22 protein-coding genes are annotated in these 23,189 nt (G+C 43.7%); 20 read left to right on the top strand and 2 right to left on the bottom strand.

From position 1 onward, the window contains the following. Positions 1 to 3: 3 nt before the first annotated feature. The 6 genes from coaD to holA all read left to right on the top strand — a co-directional run bounded on the left by coaD (position 4) and on the right by holA (position 6,150). Positions 4 to 483: a pantetheine-phosphate adenylyltransferase gene (gene coaD, locus ACG95_RS07695; RefSeq protein ID WP_047999981.1), complete on the top strand. Its 480-nt coding sequence runs from the start codon at positions 4 to 6 to the stop codon at positions 481 to 483. 3 nt (positions 484 to 486) lie between these two features. Then, entirely contained in the window at positions 487 to 1,530 is a 1,044-nt protein-coding gene (locus tag ACG95_RS07690) for a SepM family pheromone-processing serine protease (protein WP_082137333.1), read from the top strand. Between the two features lie 101 nt (positions 1,531 to 1,631). Beyond that, complete coding sequence (locus ACG95_RS07685; protein WP_047999980.1) at positions 1,632 to 2,315, top strand: helix-hairpin-helix domain-containing protein; 684 nt, start codon at positions 1,632 to 1,634, stop codon at positions 2,313 to 2,315. A 54-nt stretch (positions 2,316 to 2,369) separates the two neighbouring features. Next, positions 2,370 to 2,855, top strand: a complete 486-nt coding sequence (locus tag ACG95_RS07680) for a ComE operon protein 2 (protein WP_152668314.1) — start codon at positions 2,370 to 2,372, stop codon at positions 2,853 to 2,855. Further along, positions 2,856 to 5,147 (top strand): DNA internalization-related competence protein ComEC/Rec2, encoded by a 2,292-nt coding sequence (locus ACG95_RS07675; protein WP_047999978.1) that lies wholly within the window; start codon positions 2,856 to 2,858, stop codon positions 5,145 to 5,147. Continuing rightward, positions 5,107 to 6,150 (top strand): DNA polymerase III subunit delta, encoded by a 1,044-nt coding sequence (gene holA, locus ACG95_RS07670; RefSeq protein ID WP_047999977.1) that lies wholly within the window; start codon positions 5,107 to 5,109, stop codon positions 6,148 to 6,150. Before ACG95_RS07675 ends, holA begins: the two co-directional genes overlap by 41 nt. Before the next feature lie 113 nt (positions 6,151 to 6,263). Here holA and rpsT read toward each other — a convergent pair whose 3' ends face one another. Beyond that, positions 6,264 to 6,518, bottom strand: a complete 255-nt coding sequence (gene rpsT / locus ACG95_RS07665; protein WP_047999976.1) for a 30S ribosomal protein S20 — start codon at positions 6,516 to 6,518, stop codon at positions 6,264 to 6,266. Positions 6,519 to 6,746: 228 nt separating this feature from the next. Here rpsT and rpsO point away from each other — a divergent pair, with 228 nt between their 5' ends. The 11 genes from rpsO (at position 6,747) to ACG95_RS07610 (ending at position 18,142) form a co-directional block, all read left to right on the top strand. Further along, on the top strand, positions 6,747 to 7,016 hold the full coding sequence (rpsO, locus tag ACG95_RS07660) for a 30S ribosomal protein S15 (protein ID WP_047999975.1): 270 nt from the start codon (positions 6,747 to 6,749) through the stop codon (positions 7,014 to 7,016). 126 nt (positions 7,017 to 7,142) lie between these two features. Next, positions 7,143 to 8,342, top strand: a complete 1,200-nt coding sequence (locus tag ACG95_RS07655) for an MFS transporter (RefSeq protein WP_047999974.1) — start codon at positions 7,143 to 7,145, stop codon at positions 8,340 to 8,342. A 121-nt stretch (positions 8,343 to 8,463) separates the two neighbouring features. After that, positions 8,464 to 9,336 carry a 4-hydroxy-tetrahydrodipicolinate synthase gene (gene dapA, locus ACG95_RS07650; protein ID WP_047999973.1) on the top strand — a complete coding sequence of 291 codons (873 nt, stop codon included), beginning with the start codon at positions 8,464 to 8,466 and terminating at the stop codon, positions 9,334 to 9,336. 19 nt (positions 9,337 to 9,355) lie between these two features. Then, the gene (locus tag ACG95_RS07645; RefSeq protein WP_047999972.1) at positions 9,356 to 11,086 is read left to right on the top strand and encodes a ribonuclease J; all 1,731 of its coding nucleotides are present in this window, start codon (positions 9,356 to 9,358) and stop codon (positions 11,084 to 11,086) included. A gap of 57 nt (positions 11,087 to 11,143) precedes the next feature. Further along, positions 11,144 to 12,052: a hypothetical protein gene (locus ACG95_RS07640; RefSeq protein ID WP_047999971.1), complete on the top strand. Its 909-nt coding sequence runs from the start codon at positions 11,144 to 11,146 to the stop codon at positions 12,050 to 12,052. A 215-nt stretch (positions 12,053 to 12,267) separates the two neighbouring features. Next, on the top strand, positions 12,268 to 13,455 hold the full coding sequence (tuf, locus tag ACG95_RS07635; protein WP_047999970.1) for an elongation factor Tu: 1,188 nt from the start codon (positions 12,268 to 12,270) through the stop codon (positions 13,453 to 13,455). Positions 13,456 to 13,657: 202 nt separating this feature from the next. After that, on the top strand, positions 13,658 to 14,974 hold the full coding sequence (tig, locus tag ACG95_RS07630) for a trigger factor (protein WP_047999969.1): 1,317 nt from the start codon (positions 13,658 to 13,660) through the stop codon (positions 14,972 to 14,974). A 322-nt stretch (positions 14,975 to 15,296) separates the two neighbouring features. Beyond that, positions 15,297 to 16,562 carry an ATP-dependent Clp protease ATP-binding subunit ClpX gene (gene clpX / locus ACG95_RS07625; protein ID WP_047999968.1) on the top strand — a complete coding sequence of 422 codons (1,266 nt, stop codon included), beginning with the start codon at positions 15,297 to 15,299 and terminating at the stop codon, positions 16,560 to 16,562. 131 nt (positions 16,563 to 16,693) lie between these two features. Next, on the top strand, positions 16,694 to 17,287 hold the full coding sequence (yihA, locus tag ACG95_RS07620) for a ribosome biogenesis GTP-binding protein YihA/YsxC (protein ID WP_047999967.1): 594 nt from the start codon (positions 16,694 to 16,696) through the stop codon (positions 17,285 to 17,287). Positions 17,288 to 17,289: 2 nt separating this feature from the next. Beyond that, positions 17,290 to 17,586, top strand: a complete 297-nt coding sequence (locus tag ACG95_RS07615) for a nucleoside triphosphate pyrophosphohydrolase family protein (protein ID WP_047999966.1) — start codon at positions 17,290 to 17,292, stop codon at positions 17,584 to 17,586. Between the two features lie 148 nt (positions 17,587 to 17,734). Beyond that, entirely contained in the window at positions 17,735 to 18,142 is a 408-nt protein-coding gene (locus ACG95_RS07610) for an iron-sulfur cluster biosynthesis family protein (protein WP_047999965.1), read from the top strand. 95 nt (positions 18,143 to 18,237) lie between these two features. Here ACG95_RS07610 and ACG95_RS14390 read toward each other — a convergent pair whose 3' ends face one another. Further along, positions 18,238 to 18,408: an SPJ_0845 family protein gene (locus ACG95_RS14390; RefSeq protein WP_152668310.1), complete on the bottom strand. Its 171-nt coding sequence runs from the start codon at positions 18,406 to 18,408 to the stop codon at positions 18,238 to 18,240. A gap of 205 nt (positions 18,409 to 18,613) precedes the next feature. Between ACG95_RS14390 and ACG95_RS07605 the strand changes: the two genes are divergently transcribed. The 3 genes from ACG95_RS07605 to uvrC all read left to right on the top strand — a co-directional run bounded on the left by ACG95_RS07605 (position 18,614) and on the right by uvrC (position 22,807). Next, positions 18,614 to 20,092 (top strand): ABC transporter substrate-binding protein/permease, encoded by a 1,479-nt coding sequence (locus ACG95_RS07605; protein ID WP_047999964.1) that lies wholly within the window; start codon positions 18,614 to 18,616, stop codon positions 20,090 to 20,092. After that, entirely contained in the window at positions 20,085 to 20,825 is a 741-nt protein-coding gene (locus ACG95_RS07600; RefSeq protein ID WP_047999963.1) for an amino acid ABC transporter ATP-binding protein, read from the top strand. Before ACG95_RS07605 ends, ACG95_RS07600 begins: the two co-directional genes overlap by 8 nt. A 167-nt stretch (positions 20,826 to 20,992) precedes the next feature. After that, positions 20,993 to 22,807 carry an excinuclease ABC subunit UvrC gene (uvrC, locus tag ACG95_RS07595; RefSeq protein ID WP_047999962.1) on the top strand — a complete coding sequence of 605 codons (1,815 nt, stop codon included), beginning with the start codon at positions 20,993 to 20,995 and terminating at the stop codon, positions 22,805 to 22,807. Positions 22,808 to 23,189: the final 382 nt, after the last annotated feature.

Below are 23,189 nucleotides of genomic sequence, written 5' to 3'. Positions count from 1 at the left end.
CGGATGGTGACAGCGGTATTTCCTGGCAGCTTTGATCCGATTACTCGGGGCCATTTAGATATGATTCAGCGTGCTAGCCGATTTGTCGATCACTTGATCGTGGCGGTAATGGTCAATACGAGTAAGCAACCGTTGTTTACGATGGCTGAAAAAGTTGCGATGATCAGTAAAGAAGTAGCTGATTTGCCTAACGTTGACGTTCAGGCCGCAACTGGGTTGACCGTCGACTTTATGGCTAGTGTCCATGCCACCGTGCTAGTTCGCGGACTCCGTAATGAACAGGACTTCGGTTATGAACGCGATATTGCGTGGATGAATAAATCGCTTAATGATGAGATTGAAACGATCTGTCTGATTGCGCGGCCACCATACGCTTACTTTTCGTCGAGTTTGATCAAGGAAGTTGCCAAGATGGGTGCGGACGTCTCTAAGTACGTGCCAACCGCGGTGGCTGAACAGTTACAGCAACGGCTAGGTGATTAACAGATGTCAATGATACGACAATTTTTAAAACACTATTGGGGCCTCTTGGTAGCGGTATTAGTGGTGCTGGCTTTATTTTTGGTGCCACTACCGTATTACATTGAGGGCCCTGGTAGTGCGAATAATTTAAAATCATTCGTGACGGTTAAGGGGCACCCAGATAAGCGGTCTGGTAAATTCATGTTGACGTCGGTAGCGGAAGCACCGGCGCGGCCGATTACGTGGTTATACGCGCAACTGAATCCACATTACGATGTGGTCAGTGCAACGGATGCCACTGATGGTCAGGATGCGGCGACTTATGATAAGGTACAGAAGTTCTACATGCAGAGTGCTTCTAATGAGGCGATTGCCACGGCGTATGCGTCGGCAGATCAGACGTATACCAAGACTTATCAAGGAATTTACGTTCTAGCGGTACAAACCAACTCAAAGTTTAAAAAGCAGATTAAGGTTGGCGATACAATCACCAAAGTCGATGGTCAGCATTTTAATAATGCAACGGCTTATCAGCGTTACATCGCTAAACAGGGCGTGGGACATCGAGTGACGCTGACGTTTCAACATGATGGCAAGACTCGTCATGCGACGGCGCCGTTGATCAAGTTGAGTACGAAGCGAGCTGGTATCGGTATCGCTTTGACGGATCACGTTAAGGTGACAACGAAGATCCCAGCTAAAGTTGATGCTGGTGAAATTGGTGGTCCGTCAGCGGGTTTGATGTTTAGTTTGCAGATTTATCAGCAGTTAACTAATCAGAATCTCCGTCGCGGTCGTAAGATTGCTGGGACGGGGACGATTGATGGGGATGGTCAAGTTGGTGAAATCGGTGGTATCGATAAGAAAATTATTGCTGCTAAAAATGCGGGAGCCACAATTTTCTTTGCGCCGTACATTAAGCCAACCAAGGCGATCTTAGCGCTTGAAGAGCACCATCAGACTAATTATCAACTAGCTAAAGCGACGGTTAAAAAATACGCACCGAATATGAAGGTTGTACCGGTGACGTCGTTTAAACAGGCCGTACACTACTTACAAACGCATTAATTGAAGATGACACTGAAAGTTTGGACAAGTTGTTCAAACTTTTTTCGTATTTAACTCCTTTTTTCTCGTAACTGACTAGTAACGAGAAAGGGTGGATGACAATGACAGTGGTATGGCAATTGATACGAAAACAGTGGCGGTTAGTAGCGTTAGCTGGGGGTGTGATCATTATTCTAGGTGGTGGCTGGATAATCAGTCACGTGTCGGCACCGCAAACACCAGCACCAGCCATAGCTTTGTCCAGCACGAGTCAGAAACAATCGCACCAGACTGCAGCTAGTGGGCGCAGTCGAAGTAGTTCGGGGCCAGTCTATGTCGATGTTAAAGGAGCGGTGAAACGTCCGGGGTTATATCGAGTTTCAGCGAGCATGCGCGTGGCGGATGTGATCAATATGGCACAGGGCATGCAAGTACAGGCAGATGAACAACAGGTCAACTTGGCGGCCAAAGTAGCGGATCAGCAGGTGATCTACGTACCAGCTAAGGGGGAGTCACACGTTTCGACACCAGCTCAAAGTGTCCCGGCTGCTAGTACGGCGCCAACCGGTGTTGCGAGCAGCTCTACAAGTGGCGCTTCTTCAGCAACATCTAACGAACCGATTAATCTTAATCAGGCGGATGTGGCAACCTTGCAGCATCTCAGTGGTGTTGGTCAAAAAAAAGCTGAGAAAATTGTGGCTTATCGACAGCAACATGGTGATTTTAAGTCGGTTGATGAGTTAAAAAAAGTACCGGGATTTGGCGATAAAACGGTTGCAAAGTATAAAGACCGACTAGTCGTCTAGTGTCTAGGCGCGCAATTTGGTATACTACTGTCATTGAAAGCGAGGCATAAAATGATGAAGGATCAACGAATTCCATGGGATCAATATTTTATGATGCAGGCCGTACTATTATCGGCTCGAAGCACTTGTGAACGACTCTCAGTAGGGGCCACGATCGTGCGTGATAAGCGAATTATTGCGGGCGGTTATAATGGTTCAGTGTCTGGGGATGTTCACTGTATTGATGAGGGCTGTTATCTGGTAGATGGCCACTGTGTGCGGACGATTCATGCTGAAATGAATGCGATTCTGCAGTGTGCAAAATTCGGTGCAGCGACGGATGGTTCTGAAATTTATGTCACGGATTTTCCTTGTTTACAATGCACGAAGATGTTGTTGCAAGCGGGAATTCAAAAGATCCATTACTTGCGGAATTATCATAATGACGAATATGCGATGGCGTTAATTGAACGCAAACACGTAACGTTACAACAAGTGAAATTTAGTCAGGGTGATTTGGATAAGTTGAATCTTGATCAGGTGTTGTTAGCTCGCGATTAATTGCGACCACTGTTCTTTGCCGCAATTGCGTGCGGCTTACTAAGTAGCTGGTTAGTTAACCAGCAGTGGATTGCAGCGGGATTGTTATTGTTGTGGTTCATCCGGATCGTATATCTACGTGATCGGACTTGTTTGATTGTAACCACGCTCTTAACGGTCAGCATGGCTGGTTGGTTAGGCTGGCAAAATTGGCAGTTTCAACGAGTTACTCAGACGCTGCCGCATGATGAATCGTTAATGTTAAGGGTGCAGCCGGATATGATCACGGTACGTGGTGGGCAATATCAGTTGATTGCGACGAGTGCGTATGGTCGGTTATTAGTTCGAGGAACTTTACCGTCGGCGGCTACAAAGCATCGTTTAGCTCAAGTGACTAAACGGACGCAGTGGCGAGTTCGAGGAACGTTGAGTCCAGTGCCGCCACCGACTAACCCCGGTCAATTCGATGCACCAGCCTATTATCGTAGTCAGGGAATCTTTCAACAGTTGACAGTTGAATCAGTGGCCACTGTTGGTGCTGCACCACGTACGGGATTAGCCGGTTGGTTGGATCAATTACATCAGTGGCGCAGTCAGTTTGCACTGGCCTGTCAAAAGTTACCGCCAATGTTACAGTTATATGCGACCAGTTTACTGATTGGTTTGCGACCAACTAATTTTCAGGCAACGATGAGCAGTGTTCAGCAGTTAGGTCTGTTACACTTATTTAGCTTGTCTGGCATGCACGTGATTTTATTTGCTAATTTATTGAGGTGGGTGCTAGTTCGAGGCCATCTTAGCCGGCAAACGGTTGATTACTGGTTGTTAGGCTTATTGCCGTTATACTTAGTACTTGGTGGCGGTGCTGACAGTCTGCAACGTGCCGTGATTACGGCGGGCTTACCGATTATTTGGCAACGGCTGACACGGCAAGCTAGTGGTGCTCTGAGTGGTTGGAGTATGGCATTACTAATTGGAATTATTCATAATCCGTTAGTTTTGAGTCAATCAGGTGGTCAGTTGAGTTACGGGTTATCGCTGTTATTGATTTTAATGCCCCGTATGTCCACGTGGCAATTGGCCGTGCGGGTGCAATTGCTCAGTCTACCAGTGCTTTTGGTGGCAACGGCCCAGTGGCACATTTTGTCATTAGCCGTTAATCTAGTGATGGCACCACTGTTCAGTTGGGTGCTCTTGCCGGTAACCATGATTGGTGCTAGTGTTGGGTTTGTTGTACCTGCGTTAGCACAATGGTGTAACTGGATTTTGACGTGTTTTCAAAGTTGGCTGGATTGGGTGAGTACCTGGCCGGGATTATTAACGATCGGTCAACCATCGCCAGAGTGGGCGTGGTTAGTCGGATTACTTAGCTTATGGGTATTAAGAACGCCGACAAGACGCTGGCTACGATGGTTATTACTGTCGTATGGCTGCATGGTGATCAGTATTCGCTATCCGGTACGTGGCGCCGTTCAATTTATTGACATTGGGCAGGGCGATTCGATCCTGATTCGTCAGCCGTTTAATCGGACGGTGAGTTTGATTGATACGGGTGGGCGTTTACAGATTCCACGGCCTAAATGGCAGGAAGACGGTCTTAAAGTCAAACCACGGGTCGCTACCATAACAGTCAATTATTTACACCGCTTGGGTATCACACGAATCGACACGGTGTATTTATCACATAAAGATGTTGATCATATCGGAGACTTGGGTGAGCTATTGCGTTTAATATCAGTTAAACGCATTGTCGTACCAGCAGGTATGGCGCACTTGCCCAAGTTTCAACGATTGTTAACGACGGTTAAGGTTAAACCGCCAGTAATCGAAGTTTTGGCTGGTCGAAGATTTGCGGATGGCTTAACGGCCGTTCATCCGTTTCAACCTGGTCGTGCCGAAAATGAGGATTCATTAGTGTTGACTGGCGTATTTGGTGGACGGCGTTTCATGTTCACGGGTGATTTGGATCGGGCTGGGGAACGAGCGATTGCTGAACGGTATCCTCAGCTGCGGGTTGACGTATTGAAATTAGGCCATCATGGCAGCAAAACGGCATCTGATCCACAAGCATTACGGCAGTTAGGCGTTCGCTACGGTATTTTATCCGTAGGGCGCCATAATCGGTACGGACATCCCAATCAAGAGACTTTGGATACGTTAGCAAGTCAAAAAATTACGACTTATTCAACAGCCTTGCAAGGGATGGTCACTTATCGATTTGGCGGAAGCCGGCCGAGTGTTTGGCAAACTTTTTTGAAAGAGGGTAATATCTATCAACGTACAGCAGGCGTTAAAGGAAATTCGCGCGGGTAAACTGGTGTCGATCTACGTTGTTTTAGGGACGGTCGATTATTTGTCAGACCAACTAAAAAAAGCGTTAACACAAGTTATCCCGAGTGAAGAGCAAACGATGAATATTGGGCGTTATGACATGGAAACTACCCCGGTTGCCGTGGCATTGGATGATGCGATGTCGGCACCGTTTTTTGGTGATCGCCGACTAGTCTTTATCAATCATCCATATTTTTTAACTGGTGAGAATAAGAAAGTTAAAGTTGATCAGGATCTCGATTCATTACAGCACTATTTTGAACATCCCGAACCTAGTACGGTACTAGTATTAATGGCGCCGTATGAAAAGTTGGATGCCCGCAAAAAATTAGTAAAGACGTTGAAGAAGCAGGCAACGATGATTGAAATCAATCAAGTGTCTGAGAAGGAAACGCAGAGCTATGTGCAGGCAGCGCTGGATGAAAAACAGATTCGAATCGATGCGGATGCATTACAGGAGTTGTTGAATCGGACGGATGGGCAGTTAGGGTTGATGATGGATCAGTTGCCTAAGTTAATGATCTATGCGGCCCAGACGCAGCGAATTGAGTTGTCAGCTGTGCAGGCACTGGTGACCAAGTCACTGACGCAAAATGTCTTTGACCTGGTCAATGATGTTTTACGCTACCAAACTAAGTCGGCAGTGGAACTGTATCACGATTTGGTGACGGCTCAGGAAGCCCCATTGAAGATCAATGCGATTTTACTCGGCCAGTTTCGATTGTTATTACAAGTTAAAATTTTGGTGCAGGCTGGTTATAGTCAGGGGAGTCTTGCCAGCACGCTGAAGATTCACCCGTACCGAATCAAATTAGCGATGCAGATGGTGCAGCATTTTGAACAACCTGCGTTACGGGCAGCTTACTTAGGATTGCTGCAAACGGAAGTTCAAATGAAAACTACGCAACGTGATCCCGAATTGCTGTTTGAGTTGTTTATGGTGCAATTTGTCAATGAACGGCGTGTGCTGACTGCTAGTCGGTGATGAATATTAAAGAATAAAAAAATAAGTCCGAAGTTGCGGAGGAAATCCTCACAACTTCGGACTTATTTTAGGGAACAAAAAAACTCCGTCGCAAGGCTCAGGAGTTAAATCGGTTACTTAGCGTAACGGGCAGCCATCCGTGACTTGTCACGGGCAGCTTTGTTGCGTTTGATAAGGCCCTTAGAAGCGGCTTTGTCAACTGCGCTAGTAGCTGCTAAGTATAATTCTTCGACGTTGTCGGCGCCGGCAGTATTAGCAGTTTCGAATTTTTTAACAGCAGTCCGCATTGCACTCATTTGAGTGGTGTTACGGGCGTTGGCTTTATTGTTTGTTTTCACGCGTTCGATAGCAGATTTGATAATTGGCATTAGTTTCACCTCCATCATTTTTTTCAACAAATGCTATTATACATAAGCCCCGGCTTGAATGCAATAGTTATGTGTAAAGTAATTTATCTTGATATGTATTTAAGCTTGCTTTTTCAAGGCTAGTTTGCTAGACTATATCAAGTGTTCAGCAACCCTTTACTTAGTTTTTCGTGCACCACCAACGATTTACTCAGTTTAGGGCAATTAATGGAAAGGTGGTTGATACACATGGCAATTTCACGCGAAAAGAAGACGGAACTTATTAATAAGTTTGCCCGTCATGATGGCGATACTGGTTCAGTTGAAGTCCAAGTTGCAGTTTTAACGGAGGACATTAACGAATTAAACGAACATTTACGTGTTCACAAGAAGGATTTTCATTCACAACGTGGGTTGATGAAGAAAATTGGTCATCGTCGTAACTTATTAGCATACCTTCGTAAAGAAGACGCTAACCGTTACCGTGACTTAATCCAAAGTCTTGGTCTTCGTCGTTAATATCGATATTAAGGGAATCGTCTTCGGACGGTTCTTTTTTCTTTACCCAAATAATACATAAACTTCATCAATCTCAAACGTGCGTTCGCTATACTGTTACTATCAAGACAGATAAGAGGGAATCGCATGCAAGCAACTGCATCACTGACGCGAAATTTTCGGATTTTGTGGTTTGGAAGTTTAATCACTGACCTTGGTAATGCCATGACGTTACCATTTATTGTGCTATATATTCAGACATTGGGTTCATATACCGCAACGCAATTGAATTTTTTAGGTGCAGCGGCCTTTGCCATTACGTATGCTTGTAAGGCACTGGTGGCGCCTTTGTGGGGACGGCTGGCTGATCAAAAGGGTCGTAAACTGATGTGTTTGCGTGCATCGGGAGCGATGACGCTGACGATTCTAGGCGTGGGGTTGGCACCTAACGTAACGATATTATTAATCTTGCGAGCACTTCAAGGGGCCTTCTCGGGTTATATCAATAATGCTAATGCTTTGATTTCGTTAACGGCACCTGCGGACAACCGGGGACAATTACTGAGCAAATTAGTGACGGGGAGCATCAGTGGAACGTTAATCGGGCCTTTGATCGGGAGTGCTTTAGCTAGTACGGTTGGTTATCGAGGGGCCTTTATCGTGACTAGCGGTTTGATGGCTCTAGTATTTGGAATAACATGGTGGGGGGTTCAAGAGACCGTAAAGCCCATCAGTCGAGAAGCGCTACCACCACTGAAACCAGTATTACAGCGATTAGGTCATCCGTTTATCGTGGCCTTGTTGACGTCGCTGTTAGTCATTCAGGCAACGACCAATGCGATAACACCACTGTTAAGTTTATTTGTCACTCAATTAATGCCACAAGCATCGGCTAGTCAGATTATTCTAACAACGGGGATCGTGGCAGCAACCCCGGGAGTGGCGACGATCTGTATGGCCAACTGGATCGGACGGTTGATTGATCGACTAGGGGCACAACGGTGTCTCATGCTGTTCTTAGGGATAGCCGTTATTGATCTACTATTGACGAGTTTAATCCATCAAGTCGGCCAGTTAATCGGACTACGGTTAGTACTGGGTATTGCTGATGCAGCGTTGCTACCGGCGATTCAAGTCATTACGGTTGAACGGGTCCCCCGAGCCGCTTTTGGTCGAATCTTTAGTCTTAACCAGTCAGCGCAGGCGCTCGGTAATGTGGTTGGTCCCGGGTTAGCGGTAGTCGTGGCCAGTTTATGGAATTATCAGGCCGTTTTCGCAGTGACGGCTGTGTTAGAGATACTTGCAATTGGGCTGTGGGGGTACTATTTTAGATGGCATCAACAATGAGGCTAGGGTAATAAATGGTCTAACTACTGATTTAGGTTAAAATGTGGTAAACTAAAACGAGTTACTTAATCGGCACAGGTACATTGGTACTTGTAAATTTTAATAGAGGAGTTTTTAGCACATGAACTTTGCAAACGTTGATTTAATGACTGCAATGGTGACCCCTTTTGATGATCACCAACAGTTAGATGAAGCACGGCTATCAAGTTTGATCGAACACTTATTAGCTCATGGAACGCAAGGAATTTTAGTCGGCGGCACAACCGGTGAAGCACCAACTTTAACGGAAGCTGAAAAGCTAACGTTGTTGAAACAGACCGTTGCAATTGTGGACGGTCGGGTGCCAATTGTTGCCGGCACGGGTTCTAACAGTACTGCAGCAACAATTGCATTTACGCAGAAGGTTAGTCAGATTAAAGGAATCGATGCTGCTTTAGTAGTGGTTCCTTATTACAATAAGCCGGATCAAGCTGGAATGATTGCGCACTTTACGGCGGTTGCTGATCAGGGTGGATTACCCGTAATTATGTATAATATTCCTGGACGGGTCATTGTGAAAATGGCTGTGGACACCGTATTGACCTTAGCACAGCATCCTAACATTATTGGGGTTAAGCAGTGTGCAACCATGGAAGAATTCGGTGCCATTGTTGAACAAGCACCAGCTGATTTTCTTGTTTATACCGGTGAAGATGCGCAGAGTTTAGCTGCTAAGGAAATTGGTGGTGCTGGCGTTATCTCCGTTGCAAGTCACGTCTATGGCGATGAAATGACCGCAATGTTTAGCGCAATCGACCAAGGTGAAATTGCCAAGGCAGCTAAGTATCAACGTGATCTAACGCCGAAGATGGATGCACTGTTCAGTGCACCATCGCCATCGCCTGTTAAGGCAGCGTTAAACCATTTGGGCCAACCGGTCGGTGAACCACGGTTGCCAATTTTACCATTAAGCAGTGAACAAACTAGTCGACTTTATAAGACATTAAATATTTAGATGGATCAAGGTGAAATAATTGAGTAGTAAAATTAAGATTACCCCCTTTGGTGGGGTTCGCGAAAACGGTAAAAATATGTATGCCGCTGAAGTTGATGGTGACATTTACATTTTAGATTGTGGGTTAAAATACCCAGAAAACGAATTACTAGGTATCGACATTGTCATTCCTGACTTCAGTTATTTGAAAGAAAATGCTGATCGGATTGTTGGGGTATTCTTGACCCATGGACATGCGGATGCTATTGGTGCGTTACCTTATTTCTTAAATGAATTTAGCGTACCCGTATTTGGATCGGCTTTAACGGTCGAATTAGCTAAGATTCAATTGCAGAAAGACCCACGCGTTAAAAACTTTAGTGATTTCCACGTGGTTAACGAAAAGACTGAAATTGATTTTGGTAGTGTTACGGTTTCATTTTTCCAGACCACACATTCAATTCCTGATTCAATGGGAATCGTATTACAAACAGATGCTGGCGAAATTGTCTATACTGGTGACTTTAAATTTGATCCAACGGCAACGGGGGATTACCAAACTGATTTTGCCCGGTTAGCTGAGATTGGTTCAAAGGGTGTGTTAGCACTACTTAGTGATTCGGCTAATGCTGAAAACTATGATCAGCCTGTCAGTGAACGTGAGATTGCAGCGTACGTCTTAGAAACCTTTAAGTATCATCCAAGTCGCATTATTGTGGCTTCGGTCGCTTCTAATATCTTGCGTATTCAACAAGTGTTGGACGCTGCTGCTAAGTCGGAACGCAAGGTTGCATTGATGCCTGGTGATGTTGAACAGATTATCAAGACGGCGATTGATCTTGGTAAGTTACACATGCCAGAAAACGTCGTTGTGCCACTCGATACAATCGATAAGTTAGACCCACACCAAGTGGTGATCTTACAAACAGGTCGGATGGGCGAACCTATCAAGGCATTACAACGAATGGCCAACAAGCAAGATGGCAAGGTTAATATTGAAAAGGGCGACTTGGTCTTTATTACCACGACGCCATCTCATTCAATGGAAACGGTCGTTGCTAAAACGCGTGATATGATTTATCGTGCGGATGCGGATGTTAAGGCGATTGCGGATGAGATGAATTCATCTGGTCACGCAACTAAGCGCGATTTGCAATTAATGATTGATATCTTAAAACCACAATACTTCATACCAATTCAAGGTGAATACCGATTGTTGGATGCTCACGCGAGCTTTGCACGTGAGGTTGGGATTCCTGAGGACCACATCTTCATCGCAGCTAAGGGTGATCAAATCTCTTACGATGGCGATACCATGCATTTATCGGGCTCAGTTGAGGTCGGTGATACGATGATTGACGGTATCGGTGTTGGCGATATTGGTAATATTGTCTTGCGTGATCGGAAAATCTTATCAGAAGACGGTATTTTTGTGGCGGTAGTCACGATTGATCGTAAGAAGAAGAAGATTATTGCGACACCTAAGATCACGTCACGGGGCTTTGTCTACGTTAAAACCAGCAAGGATTTAATGCAGGAAAGTGCTGAACTAGTGAAAGAAACAGTTCAATCGAACCTTGATAATAAGGAATTCGATTGGGGTCACCTCAAGCAAGCGGTTCGTGAAAAGTTGAACCATTACTTGTGGGATCAAACCAAGCGTCATCCGGTCATTTTACCAGTGATTATGGAAGTTAATCAGCATCATCGTCGGAGCAAGAAAACACCGACGACGCCTGCTGAACCAACTACGAATGAAACACAAGCATAAAGTAACGAAAGTCGGAAGCTATTTCCGGCTTTTTTATTGACTCGTGGAGGTGTTAAAGTGACATTATCAGAGATGCAAGTTGCGGCCGAAAAGGCGATGCAGGAGCAGCATTGGTCACAGGCGGCTAGTTTGTGGGAGACGGTCTATCAGGCACAGCAGACACCGGAGATTAACTACCAGTTAGTTCAATCCTTAGTCGCTGATGAAAAGTATGCGGCGGCTAGTACTTATGCGAGTGAATTTGAAACGTATTATTTACAGACTGACGAAGCAGCAACGCTTTATTTGACCGCATTACTGAACAATCAACAGTTTATTCAAGCACGAATTCTAGTCCATGCGCGCCCAGGCAGTTGGCAGAAAATGGCATTAGTAGCGATCCAAGCAGCCGAGGAAAAGGCTGAACGGACGCTGCAGTCCACATTGACCACAACGATGCGGCAGTTCTATCATCTATCGGACCAACCGGTGGTCAATCATGCTAGTCTGTTACAAGCAGCAACCCATTTAACCTATTCAAAGTATTTAACTGCAGCTAAGTTTTTATTGGTGGATCCATTTCTACATCCTTTGACACGAGTGGAAGTTCTTTATACGCTTCGTGAAATCGGTGTTACGGATACGGTTAAGGTGCAGTGGATAGATGAGCTGCCTTTAACGGTGACGCCCGCAGACTTACCGATGATTGGTCAAGATTCGGCTAGTTTAGCCGTTCAAGACATTCTACAGGATAGATTAGGTCAACAAGACGTGACCTTGTTTGCAAGCTTACAAGAGCTATTAGCTTTGCAATTAATGTATTTATATCCGCAAACTGAGACGGTTGTTTCTGATCCACAACGATGGGTTGATATTCTAATTGCGATGCAAACGGGAACCTTATCGGAAAATCCTAGCCAAACTGACGCTAAAATTATCGCACTGCAACAAAAATTACAGCAATTTACGCTTGATTTTCAGAAATAAGGGCGAATAATAAGCTATTACTTACAAAAAATCGATTTTTTGAATAATATCTGTTTACAAATCAGATGAGGGTATATATAATATTTTAAGGATTCCCAGTGATGGGGTTGTAACTTGGCCTTTTCACTAGGATGTAGTATAATACTAACTAAAGAATTGTTGGGGCACATTTTGTCTTGGCATTATTCTTGCGAAAATCACAGGAGGTTTCATTAATGGCAAAAGAACATTATGAAAGAACAAAACCCCACGTAAACATTGGTACTATTGGCCACGTTGATCATGGGAAGACTACTTTAACTGCTGCAATCACTAAGGTTTTAGCTTCAAAAGGCTTGGCTGAAGAACAAGACTTTTCTTCAATCGATGCAGCTCCAGAAGAACGTGAACGTGGTATTACAATCAATACTGCTCACGTTGAATACGAAACTGAACAACGTCACTACGCTCATATCGATGCCCCAGGACATGCTGATTACGTTAAAAACATGATCACTGGTGCCGCTCAAATGGACGGTGCGATCTTAGTTGTTGCCGCAACTGATGGTCCTATGCCACAAACTCGCGAACACATCCTTTTAGCTCGCCAAGTTGGTGTTGACTACATCGTTGTATTCTTGAACAAGACTGATCTTGTTGATGATGACGAATTAGTTGACTTGGTTGAAATGGAAGTTCGTGAATTACTTTCAGAATACGATTTTCCTGGTGACGATATTCCTGTTATCCGTGGTTCAGCGCTTAAAGCACTTGAAGGCGACGAAGAACAAGAAAAAGTTATCTTACACTTAATGGACGTTGTTGATGAATACATCCCAACTCCAGTACGTGAAACTGACAAGCCTTTCTTGATGCCTGTTGAAGACGTCTTCTCAATCACTGGTCGTGGGACGGTTGCTTCTGGTCGTATCGATCGTGGGATGGTTAAAGTCGGTGACGAAATCGAAATCGTTGGTTTACACGACGACGTTCTTAAGACTACAGTTACTGGTCTTGAAATGTTCCGTAAGACACTTGACTTAGGTGAAGCCGGTGATAACGTTGGTGCGTTATTACGTGGTGTTAACCGTGAACAAGTTGTCCGTGGCCAAGTTTTGGCTCAACCAGGTTCGATTCAAACCCACAAGAAGTTCAAGAGTGAAGTTTATATCTTGAGCAAAGAAGAAGGTGGCCGTCACACGCCATTCTTCTCAAACTATCGTCCACAATTCTACTTCCACACCACTGATATTACTGGTGTTATTGAATTGCCAGATGGTGTTGAAATGGTTATGCCTGGTGACAATGTCACTTTTGAAGTTGACTTAATTCAACCAGCTGCCATCGAAAAGGGTACCAAATTCACTGTTCGTGAAGGTGGTCACACTGTCGGTGCCGGTGTTGTTTCAGAAATTGATGACTAATCTTTAAGTGATTTTCATTGATTCATTAAACGACTTGGAAGCTTGCTTCCAAGTCGTTTTTTTTAGGTAAATTAACAATAAATCCGCGAGCGGACGCGCCTTTTTAACCAATGCGGTTTACTTTATGGCAACGATAGGTTAAACTAAACGAGTATGCAATTGACTATAATTGTAGAAATTATATGTTTTCGGAGGGAATACAATGACTGCAAAGTGGGAAAAGAAAGAAGGTAACCAAGGCGAATTAACATTCGAAATTGGTGCCGAAAAAATTACTGAAGGTATCGACAAGGCCTTCCAACGGACTAAAAAGAACTTAAACGTTCCTGGATTCCGTAAGGGTAAGGTTCCACGTCAAATCTTCAACCAAATGTACGGTGAAGAATCACTTTACCAAGATGCTTTAAATATTGTGCTTCCAGAAGCATACGAAGAAGCAATCAAAGAAACTGAAATCGATCCAGTGGACCAACCACAAATCGATGTTAGCAGCATGGAAAAGGGCCAACCATGGGTTTTAAAAGCCGTTGTTACGGTTAAACCTGATGTTAAGCTTGGTCAATACAAAGAACTTAGTGTAACACGTCAAAACACACGTGTTTACGCTAAGGACGTTGACGCTGAATTAGAATCACGGCGTGAAAAACAAGCTGAATTAGTTTTGAAGGAAGACCAAGCAGCTGAAAATGGCGATACTGTCGTTATCGACTTCAAGGGCTTTGTTGATGGCGAACCTTTTGAAGGTGGCGAATCAGAAAACTTCTCACTTGAATTAGGCTCAAACTCCTTTATCCCTGGCTTTGAAGACCAATTAGTTGGTGTTAAAGCTGATGAAGATAAAGAAGTTAAGGTAACTTTCCCTAAAGATTACCAAGCTGAAGACCTACAAGACAAGGAAGCAACTTTCCAAGTTAAGGTTCACGAAGTTAAGACTAAGGAACTCCCTGAATTAGACGATGAATTTGCCAAGGATGTTGACGAAGATGTTGACACACTTGAAGAATTAAAGGCTAAGATCAAAGACGAACTTAAAGAACAAAAAGAATCTGCAGCACATGACACCATTGAAGACGAAGCTTTAAACCAAGCTGTCGACAATGCTGAAATCGAAGCAATTCCTGATGCAATGAAGGAAGACGATATTCATCGTCAAATGGATCAATACTTGGCTAACATGCAACAACAAGGTATCGACCCTAAGACTTATTACAAGTTAACTGGTACTAGCGAAGATGATTTACACAAGCAGTTTGCTGCTGATGCAGATCGTCGCGTTAAGACTAACTTGGTCTTAGAAGCCGTTGTTGAAGCTGAAAACATCAAACCATCTAAGGATGAACTTGATGCTGAAGTTAAGGATTTAGCTGGTCAATACAACATGGAAGAAAGTGCTGTTCGCGGTGCTTTAACTGATGATATGTTGTCACATGACATTGCAATTCGCCAAGCTGTTGATTTGATTGCCAACACGGCAAAGCAAACCGCTAAAGCTGACGAAAAAAAAGATGACAAAGACTAATTATTAGTTTTTAGACATTGAAAAGCCTTGAGAAAAAGTGATTTTTTCTCAGGGCTTTTTTGTATGTTGCTATTCAGAGCCATGTGTTAATCAGGTGATAGTCATCGTCTGGATATAAGGTGTTGTCATGACTAGTAGTCGGATTAGCTGGTTTAATAGGTTGCTTGCTGAAGCTGAATGGTAAGATCAGTGAACAAATAATTTCGGGTTTCAGAAGGACCATGTTATAGTAGTGAGCGTAGAAAACAGTGCCTAAGCTGGTTTTAGCTAGGTTTTTCTGTTATGATTAGTCCATGTAAATACATCGATGAGGTGAGAATGAATGTTTGAAAATACCGAGACAAACGGCCCAGTAAATTGCTCGTTCTGTGGCAAATCACAGGATCAAGTGAAAAAAATTGTGGCTGGCCCCGGCGTTTATATCTGTAATGAATGTATCGATTTATGTAAAGAAATTATCGATGAAGAGTTCAGTGAAGAACAAACACATGAACTTACGGATATTCCAACGCCCAAGGAAATTGTTGACGAATTAGATCAATACGTTATTGGTCAAAATGAAGCTAAGCGGACACTTTCAGTTGCAGTCTATAACCACTACAAACGGGTTAAGGCGATTGCTGAAACCGATGCTGAGGATACTGAAGGTCCTGAGTTACAGAAGAGTAATATCAGCCTAGTTGGTCCTACCGGTTCAGGGAAGACCTTCTTAGCTCAGAGTTTAGCACGTATCTTAGACGTTCCGTTTGCAATTGCAGACGCCACAACTTTAACTGAAGCTGGTTATGTTGGGGAAGACGTTGAAAATATCTTATTGAAGCTATTACAAAATGCGGATTATGATGTTGAGCGTGCTGAAAAAGGGATCATCTATATTGATGAAATCGATAAGATTGCCAAGAAGAGCGAAAATGTTTCGATTACACGAGATGTTTCTGGTGAAGGGGTACAACAAGCCCTATTGAAGATCTTGGAAGGCACTATTGCCAACGTTCCGCCTCAGGGTGGTCGTAAGCATCCCCAACAAGAATTCATTCAAATCGACACGACGAATATTCTCTTCATCGTGGGTGGTGCTTTTGATGGCATCGAAGACATTGTTAAACGTCGTTTAGGGGACAAGACGATTGGTTTTGGTTCTGACACGGACGGCAAGAACGCGGTCTTAGATGACACTAGAAGTATCATGCAACAAGTCGTTCCTGAAGATCTATTACAATTCGGATTAATTCCTGAATTCATTGGTCGTTTACCAATCTTGACGGCGCTCGAACGTTTAACTGAAGAAGATTTAGTTCGGATTTTAACGGAACCAAAGAATGCTTTAGTTAAACAATATCAACGTTTAATTGCCTTAGATGGTGCCGAACTTGATTTTAAGGACGACGCTTTACGAGCAATTGCTGAGGAAGCCTTAGCACGGAATACGGGTGCCCGGGGCTTGCGCTCAATTATTGAAGATACGATGCGGGATATCATGTATGATATTCCAAGCCGTGATGACGTGAAGAAAGTTATTATCACGAACGCGACGGTTGTTAATCATGCTGAACCAGATTTGGTATTAGCAGACCAACAAGCTTCATAAAAAAGTTATTAATTATTTCAGGACCGCGATGGATAGCCATTTGCGGTCCTGAATGCTGTTTAGCGCTTGCTGAGCGACGTAAAAAGTGTGATAGAATTAATAACAATGATTGTATAAAGGAGTTAATTTTAATGGAAGTACATGACGTTGAACTTGTAATGAGTGCCGTTGCACCTAGTCAGTATCCAACAACCGGGTTCCCAGAAATTGCGTTATCTGGCCGTTCTAACGTTGGTAAATCATCGTTGATCAACGTGTTGATTAATCGTAATAGTTACGCGCGAACTTCAAGTCAGCCGGGGAAAACCCAGACCTTGAATTTCTACAAGGTTGAAGATCAGTTGTATTTTGTGGACGTACCTGGTTATGGCTACGCGAAGGCTTCTAAGAAGGAACGTGAGAAGTGGGGCCAAATGATCGAGACTTACCTTACAAGCCGTAATACGCTTCGTGGGGTGATTATTTTGGTTGATGCGCGTCATGCACCTACCAAAGATGACGTGGCGATGTATGAGTGGATGGGTTACTACCAGATGCCATTACTAGTGGTCGCTACCAAGAGTGATAAAATTGCGCGTGGTAAGTGGAATAAGCAAGAGAGTTTGATCAAAAAAACGCTGAATTTCCAGCCTAAAGATGATTTTATTGCCTTCTCGTCTAAGACTAAGGATGGCAAAGAAGCTGTTTGGCAGTGGATCGAAGCGCATTCTGTAGGGGGCCATTAGTTGTGGATTTTAATGAATATCAAGCGTTAGCGAACCGGACACTATATGGCAATGAACAGGTTCTAACCAACTTATCGTTAGGATTAGCTTCTGAAACGGGTCAGGTTGTTGACCAAGTTAAAAAGTACACGTTTCATGGTGAACGATTAAATAAGGATCAGTTGACTAAGCAGATGGGTGACGTTCTGTGGTACTTATCACAGGTTGCCGAATGGGCTGATATTCCCTTTGAAGAAGTTGCCAAGCAAAATATTACGAAGTTGAACCACAAATACCCTAGTGGTAAACCAGTTAAATAATTACTTGTTAGTACTCGTCGTTCTTAATGACGGGTACTTTTTTTGTTTATGGGCGGTTTGATTGCAATTTAAGTCGAAAAGGGTTAAATTAGTAAGTGTAAAAGAGTTGCACACAACTTAATTAGATTAATGGAAAGGATGCTTAAATATGAAAATTAATATTAAAGATGATGCACAAGCTTATTTAGCAGATAAAATCCCCGCAGGAAGTCAAGTTATCCTGACGACTGATGATGGTTCTAATAAATATTCAAGTCTAGGTGGGAGTTGTGCTATTGGTAATAAATTTCAGTTAGTTATTTTAAAAGCAGCTGATCCTAATTTCACCATTGAGTTAGAAAATAATGCTGGTTATGACATGCACGCAGCACCAGCTGATGAAGTCTATCTTGGCAATGGCCTTAATATTGCACGGTGGCACAGTGGTTTAGCTTTGAAGGACGATAGTGGAATCCTTGATGGTGCCTTATCCGTTGTTGATTGGCGTAACGTTAGCCCTGAAACGGAAGCGGAACGTCGTGAAGCAATGAAAACAATTGGGACTAAAATTTGTTAAGCTGATCGTCTGAGTTAGCTTAGATAGCGATTACGAAAAAGGAGCCGCTCTTCATTGAAATTTGAAGAACGGCTCCTTTAATTGTGGAGTACTGACTATTGTTTGTCAGTATCTTTTTTTGTTGGCTTAGTTTCCTGACGCTTGGCATGTTCATCGATGGTCTCTTGAACTGCTTTCGTCGTTAACTTGTCTTTATCATCCGGACCGATGGCGAACTTGTCGAATAGTTTATCAAGGTTATCTTGACGTTGTACTTTTAATGACATCAAATCATTCCCTTCGCTTATCGCTAATAATAGCAAATTTTTGCTCATTTGTCAGTTATCCGCTTTGTATGCATAAACAAGGCTAAAAACACTGCATAAAATACTTATTTGTGCATAAAATCAAGAATTTATCAAAAATACTTGCATAAATAATCATATGCGACTATACTTTACTCTTGTAAATTACAAAACGAGGAGAAGCGCGATGAAAAAAAGATATGGGTGGTTTTTAGCTATTATTGTAGCCCTGATCATGACGGTCGTACCGTTAGGGCAAACACAACATGCACAAGCAGCTGATAACTCGCTAGAGCAGATTCAGAAGAAGGGGACCCTAGTCATGGGGACATCCCCTGATTATCCGCCATACGAGTTTCAAGCAACGGTCAATGGTAAGAGCAAGGTTGTTGGGATGGACGTTGAGATTGGTAAGCAGGTCGCCAAGGATCTTGGCGTTAAACTGGTAATCAAGAAAATGTCTTTTGATACATTGATTACTGCACTTCAGACTGGAAAAGTTGACATGATTATTTCTGGGATGAATCCAACCGCGGCTCGTCGGAAGAATGTTGACTTTACCCACGTTTATTATCAAGGTGGATACGATATTGTCATCAACAAGACGGACCAAGCCAAGTATAAGAACAAAGATTCTTTTAAGGGCGGTACGTTAGGCGCACAAACGGGGTCAACCCAGTATAATGCGATTAAGAGTCAAACGAAAAACACGACTTCTAAAGGGATGACGTCACAATCAGATTTAATCTTAGCCCTTCAAAGCCACAAAATTGACGGGGTTGCGATGGAAAAACCATCTGCAGAAGCTTATGTTTCTAATAATAAAAGTTTAGTTGCAATTCCAAGTGACTTTAACATGAGTTCTGACGCAACTAGTTCAGCAATTGCTTTCCGGAAAGGCTCAACTAGTCTAGTCAACAAAGTCAACGTCACTGTTGATAAGATCAAAAAAGAAAACCTAGTCAAGAAAGAATATCTACCAACTGCTGGTAAGTATTTGAAGACCAACACGACTAACACGTCGATGGGACATTACTGGAAGGCATTTGCCACTGGGATTGAATATACACTGATCATCACGGTATGTTCTGTCTTCTTCGGATTCATTATCGGGATTCTCCTAGCCTTAGCACGGATGGCTAAGGGTAACGCCTTCAAGACGGCCTTACGTTGGCTGGCAACAGCTTACGTTGAATTTATTCGTGGGACACCAATGATGGTTCAAGTTATGTTCGTTTACTTTGGTTTAGGCATTTTTGTCAACTTACCAGCCTTAACATCAGGGATCATTGCGATTTCTTTGAACTCTGGGGCGTACGTTGCGGAATATGTTCGTGGTGGTATCAACTCTGTTAATATCGGTCAAACCGAAGCAGCTCGTAGTTTAGGGATGTCGAATAGGGAAACGATGCGTTACGTGGTCTTACCGCAAGCATTGAAGAATATTTGGCCATCACTTGGTAATGAATTTATTACCTTGATCAAGGATAGTTCGATCGTTTCGATTATCGGGGTTACCGAATTAATCTATCAAAGTAACATTGTCCGTTCAGATACGTACCGTGGGGTGGCGCCAATCGTGGTCATCATGGTCTTATACTTCATCTTGACCTTCACAGCGTCACGGATCTTGAACTACTTCGAAAGGAAAATGCAACATGACTAAACCAGTAATTGAAGTTGAAGCCGTAGCTAAGAGTTTCGGCGATAACCAAGTCTTAAAAGATATTACGGAAAAAGTGGAACCTGGCCAAGTAATCGTGGTGGTTGGTCCTTCCGGTGGTGGTAAGAGTACCTTCTTACGGTGCTTAAACTTATTGGAAACACCTACTAGTGGTAAGGTTGCTTTTGAAGGGCAAGACCTGACGACTCTTGATACTAAGAGTGTGAACGCCTTGCGGGAAAAAATGGGGATGGTGTTTCAAGGATTCAACTTATTCCCTAACATGACTGTTTTGGAAAACATCAAGTTGGCCCCAATGAAGGTTAAACATATCGATGACGCAACGGCGACTAAGACGGCTCATGAACTGTTACAGCGAGTTGGCCTAGATGATCACGCGGATGCTTTCCCAACCAGTTTATCTGGTGGGCAGGCGCAACGGGTGGCCATTGCCAGAGCCCTTGCGATGAGTCCTAAGGTGATGTTGTTCGATGAACCAACTTCTGCTTTGGATCCAGAAATGGTCGGCGAAGTACTGAATGTTATGCAAGAGCTAGCCAAAGAAGGGATGACGATGGTTGTCGTCACCCATGAAATGGGCTTTGCTAAGTCAGTGGCTGACCGTATCTGGTTTATGGCTGACGGCTACATTCAAGAAAACAGTACGCCAGATAAGTTCTTTGCTAATCCTGAAACGGAACGGGCCCAAGATTTCTTATCAAAAATCTTAATGTAAAACTGAATTAAGTTATTAAAGCTCGTCAATTACTGAGCCACATCACGTGGTTTATGGTTGACGAGCTTTTTTGAGGGTTAAATGCGGATTTGCGGGCTGATTGGTTGAGCAGCGTGCACACAGGCGGTATACTATTAATGCTGATTTAAACGAAAGGAAGGCCCGCTATGGCATCCGAAAATATTGAACATAAACTAGCGTTACTGCCAGATTTACCAGGTTGTTACCTGATGAAGAACCTCAATAGTCAGATTATCTACGTTGGTAAGGCGAAAAACCTCAAGAATCGGGTTCGCTCTTATTTTAAAAGTAGTCATACGGGTAAGACGGCGCGGTTAGTCTCAGAGATCGCGGATTTTGAATTCATCGTGACTTCAACGGATAAGGAAGCTTTCCTGTTAGAAATCACGTTAATTCAAAAGCACCAACCCTATTTTAATATCAAGTTAAAGAAGGGAACTGGTTATCCCTACATTAAGATTACCAATGAACGTGACCCCCAGATTTTAATTGTGAGTGACGTCCGTAAAGATGGTGGCTATTACTTTGGTCCGTATCCGAACGTCTATGCGGCACAGGAAACAGTCAACTTTATTCAGAAAGTTTATCCATTGCGTCGGTGTCATGGCTTCCAAAAACGGCCCTGTCTGTATTATCACATGGGGCAGTGTTTGGGTGCGTGTTTCAAGACGGTTCCCGTGGAAGAATATGACGCTCAGATTAAACGGATTAAGTCCTTTTTGAGCGGTCATGTTGAAACGGTTAAGAAACAATTGACGAAACGGATGGACAATGCAGCCGCCACGTTGGAATTTGAACGGGCAGCCGAATTGCGCGATCAGTTGACCTATATTGAAGTAACGGTTGAAAAGCAAAAGATTATTTCTAATGATAATACGCCGCGCGACTTGTTTAACTTTTATATGGATAAGGGCTGGTTGTCGATTCAAGTCTTCTTCATTCGCCAAGCGCGGTTAATGAAACGAGAAAAGCGGTTATTTCCAATCGTATCGACAGCACCAGAAGAGATGGCTAGCTTTATTCTGCAGTTCTATAATCGCAAGAATAACGTCTTACCACGGGAAGTATTAGTGCCTGACAGCTTGGACCATAAAGTGCTGAGTGATATTCTAGGGATTCCTGTCAGAACACCACAACGGGGTCAGAAACGTGATCTATTAGATATGGCGCATAAGAATGCTCGCATCGTGTTAGAGGAGAAGTTCCGACTTTTAGAGCTTGATGAACGTAAGACAACGGGCGCCATGCAGGAGATTACGGATGCGTTGGGTATTCCAGCTGGTCACAAGATCGAAGCCTTTGACCACTCACATATTCAAGGGGCGGATTTGGTATCCGCAATGGTTGTCTTTTCAGATGGGCAGCCTAATAAGAAGTTATATCGGAAGTACAAGTTAAATACAGTCGATCACGCGGATGAAGCGGCATCAACCCGTGAAGTGATTCGTCGCCGTTACACTCGTTTGCTGAAGGAACACGCTGCCTTGCCGGATCTGATTCTAATGGATGGTGGCGAAATTCAGTTGGAAGCAGCTAAGGATGTTCTTGAGAATGAGTTAGGGATAGCGACCCCGGTTGCAGCGATGGTCAAGAATGAGCACCATAAAACGGCTGATCTGCTGGCATCTGCTGGTGATCAACATCTACATTTGGACCCCAAGAGCCAGGGATTTTACCTGTTACAACGGATTCAAGACGAAGTGCACCGATTTGCAATTACCTTCCACCGACAAGTGCATACTAAGCATTCATTGAGTTCGCGACTGGATCAGATTCCAGGGGTTGGACCCAAAACACGTAATAAGTTATTGCGGAAGTTTGGTTCCATGACCAAGATTGCAGCGGCTTCCGTCGAAGAGATTCAGGATTTGGGCATCGCGAAGAATGTTGCCCAAACCGTCAAATTCTCGTTAGCAGGTGGTGGCGTGACGCCGAAGCATTATCAGAAGGGTGCTACGTAAAGAACTTAGTTAGATAATATTAAAGGTTGAAAGTTAACGATTCACTGGAACCGCTGGTATGATTTTGATTGGAAAAACAAAATTAGTCATTACTTTCGCCTCCGGTGGTCAGAATTAGCTCAGCTGTGGGGACCGTGTTAAGCCTGAGAAGCGGTCTTAACCCTCGTCTTGATCCTTGGCAAACATCGCCAATGACCAAGAACGTCCGTGGCCTAAGCCCGGAAAAACACCGGACTAAAGCCACCTTCACAGCGTCGCTAGTCCTGACCACCTCCGGCTAGACTGGTTAATTTTCATGATAAACATCGTTAATATTAGTTTGCGAAGATGGTTAGTTGATTGCTTGCTAACGGAGTGGTCATTGAATCAAGTATCAGCGGAG

Origin of the sequence: Lactiplantibacillus herbarum, from assembly GCF_001039045.1 — a bacterium.
Lineage (GTDB): Bacteria > Bacillota > Bacilli > Lactobacillales > Lactobacillaceae > Lactiplantibacillus > Lactiplantibacillus herbarum.
This window is presented reverse-complemented; position numbering and strand designations above follow the sequence as displayed.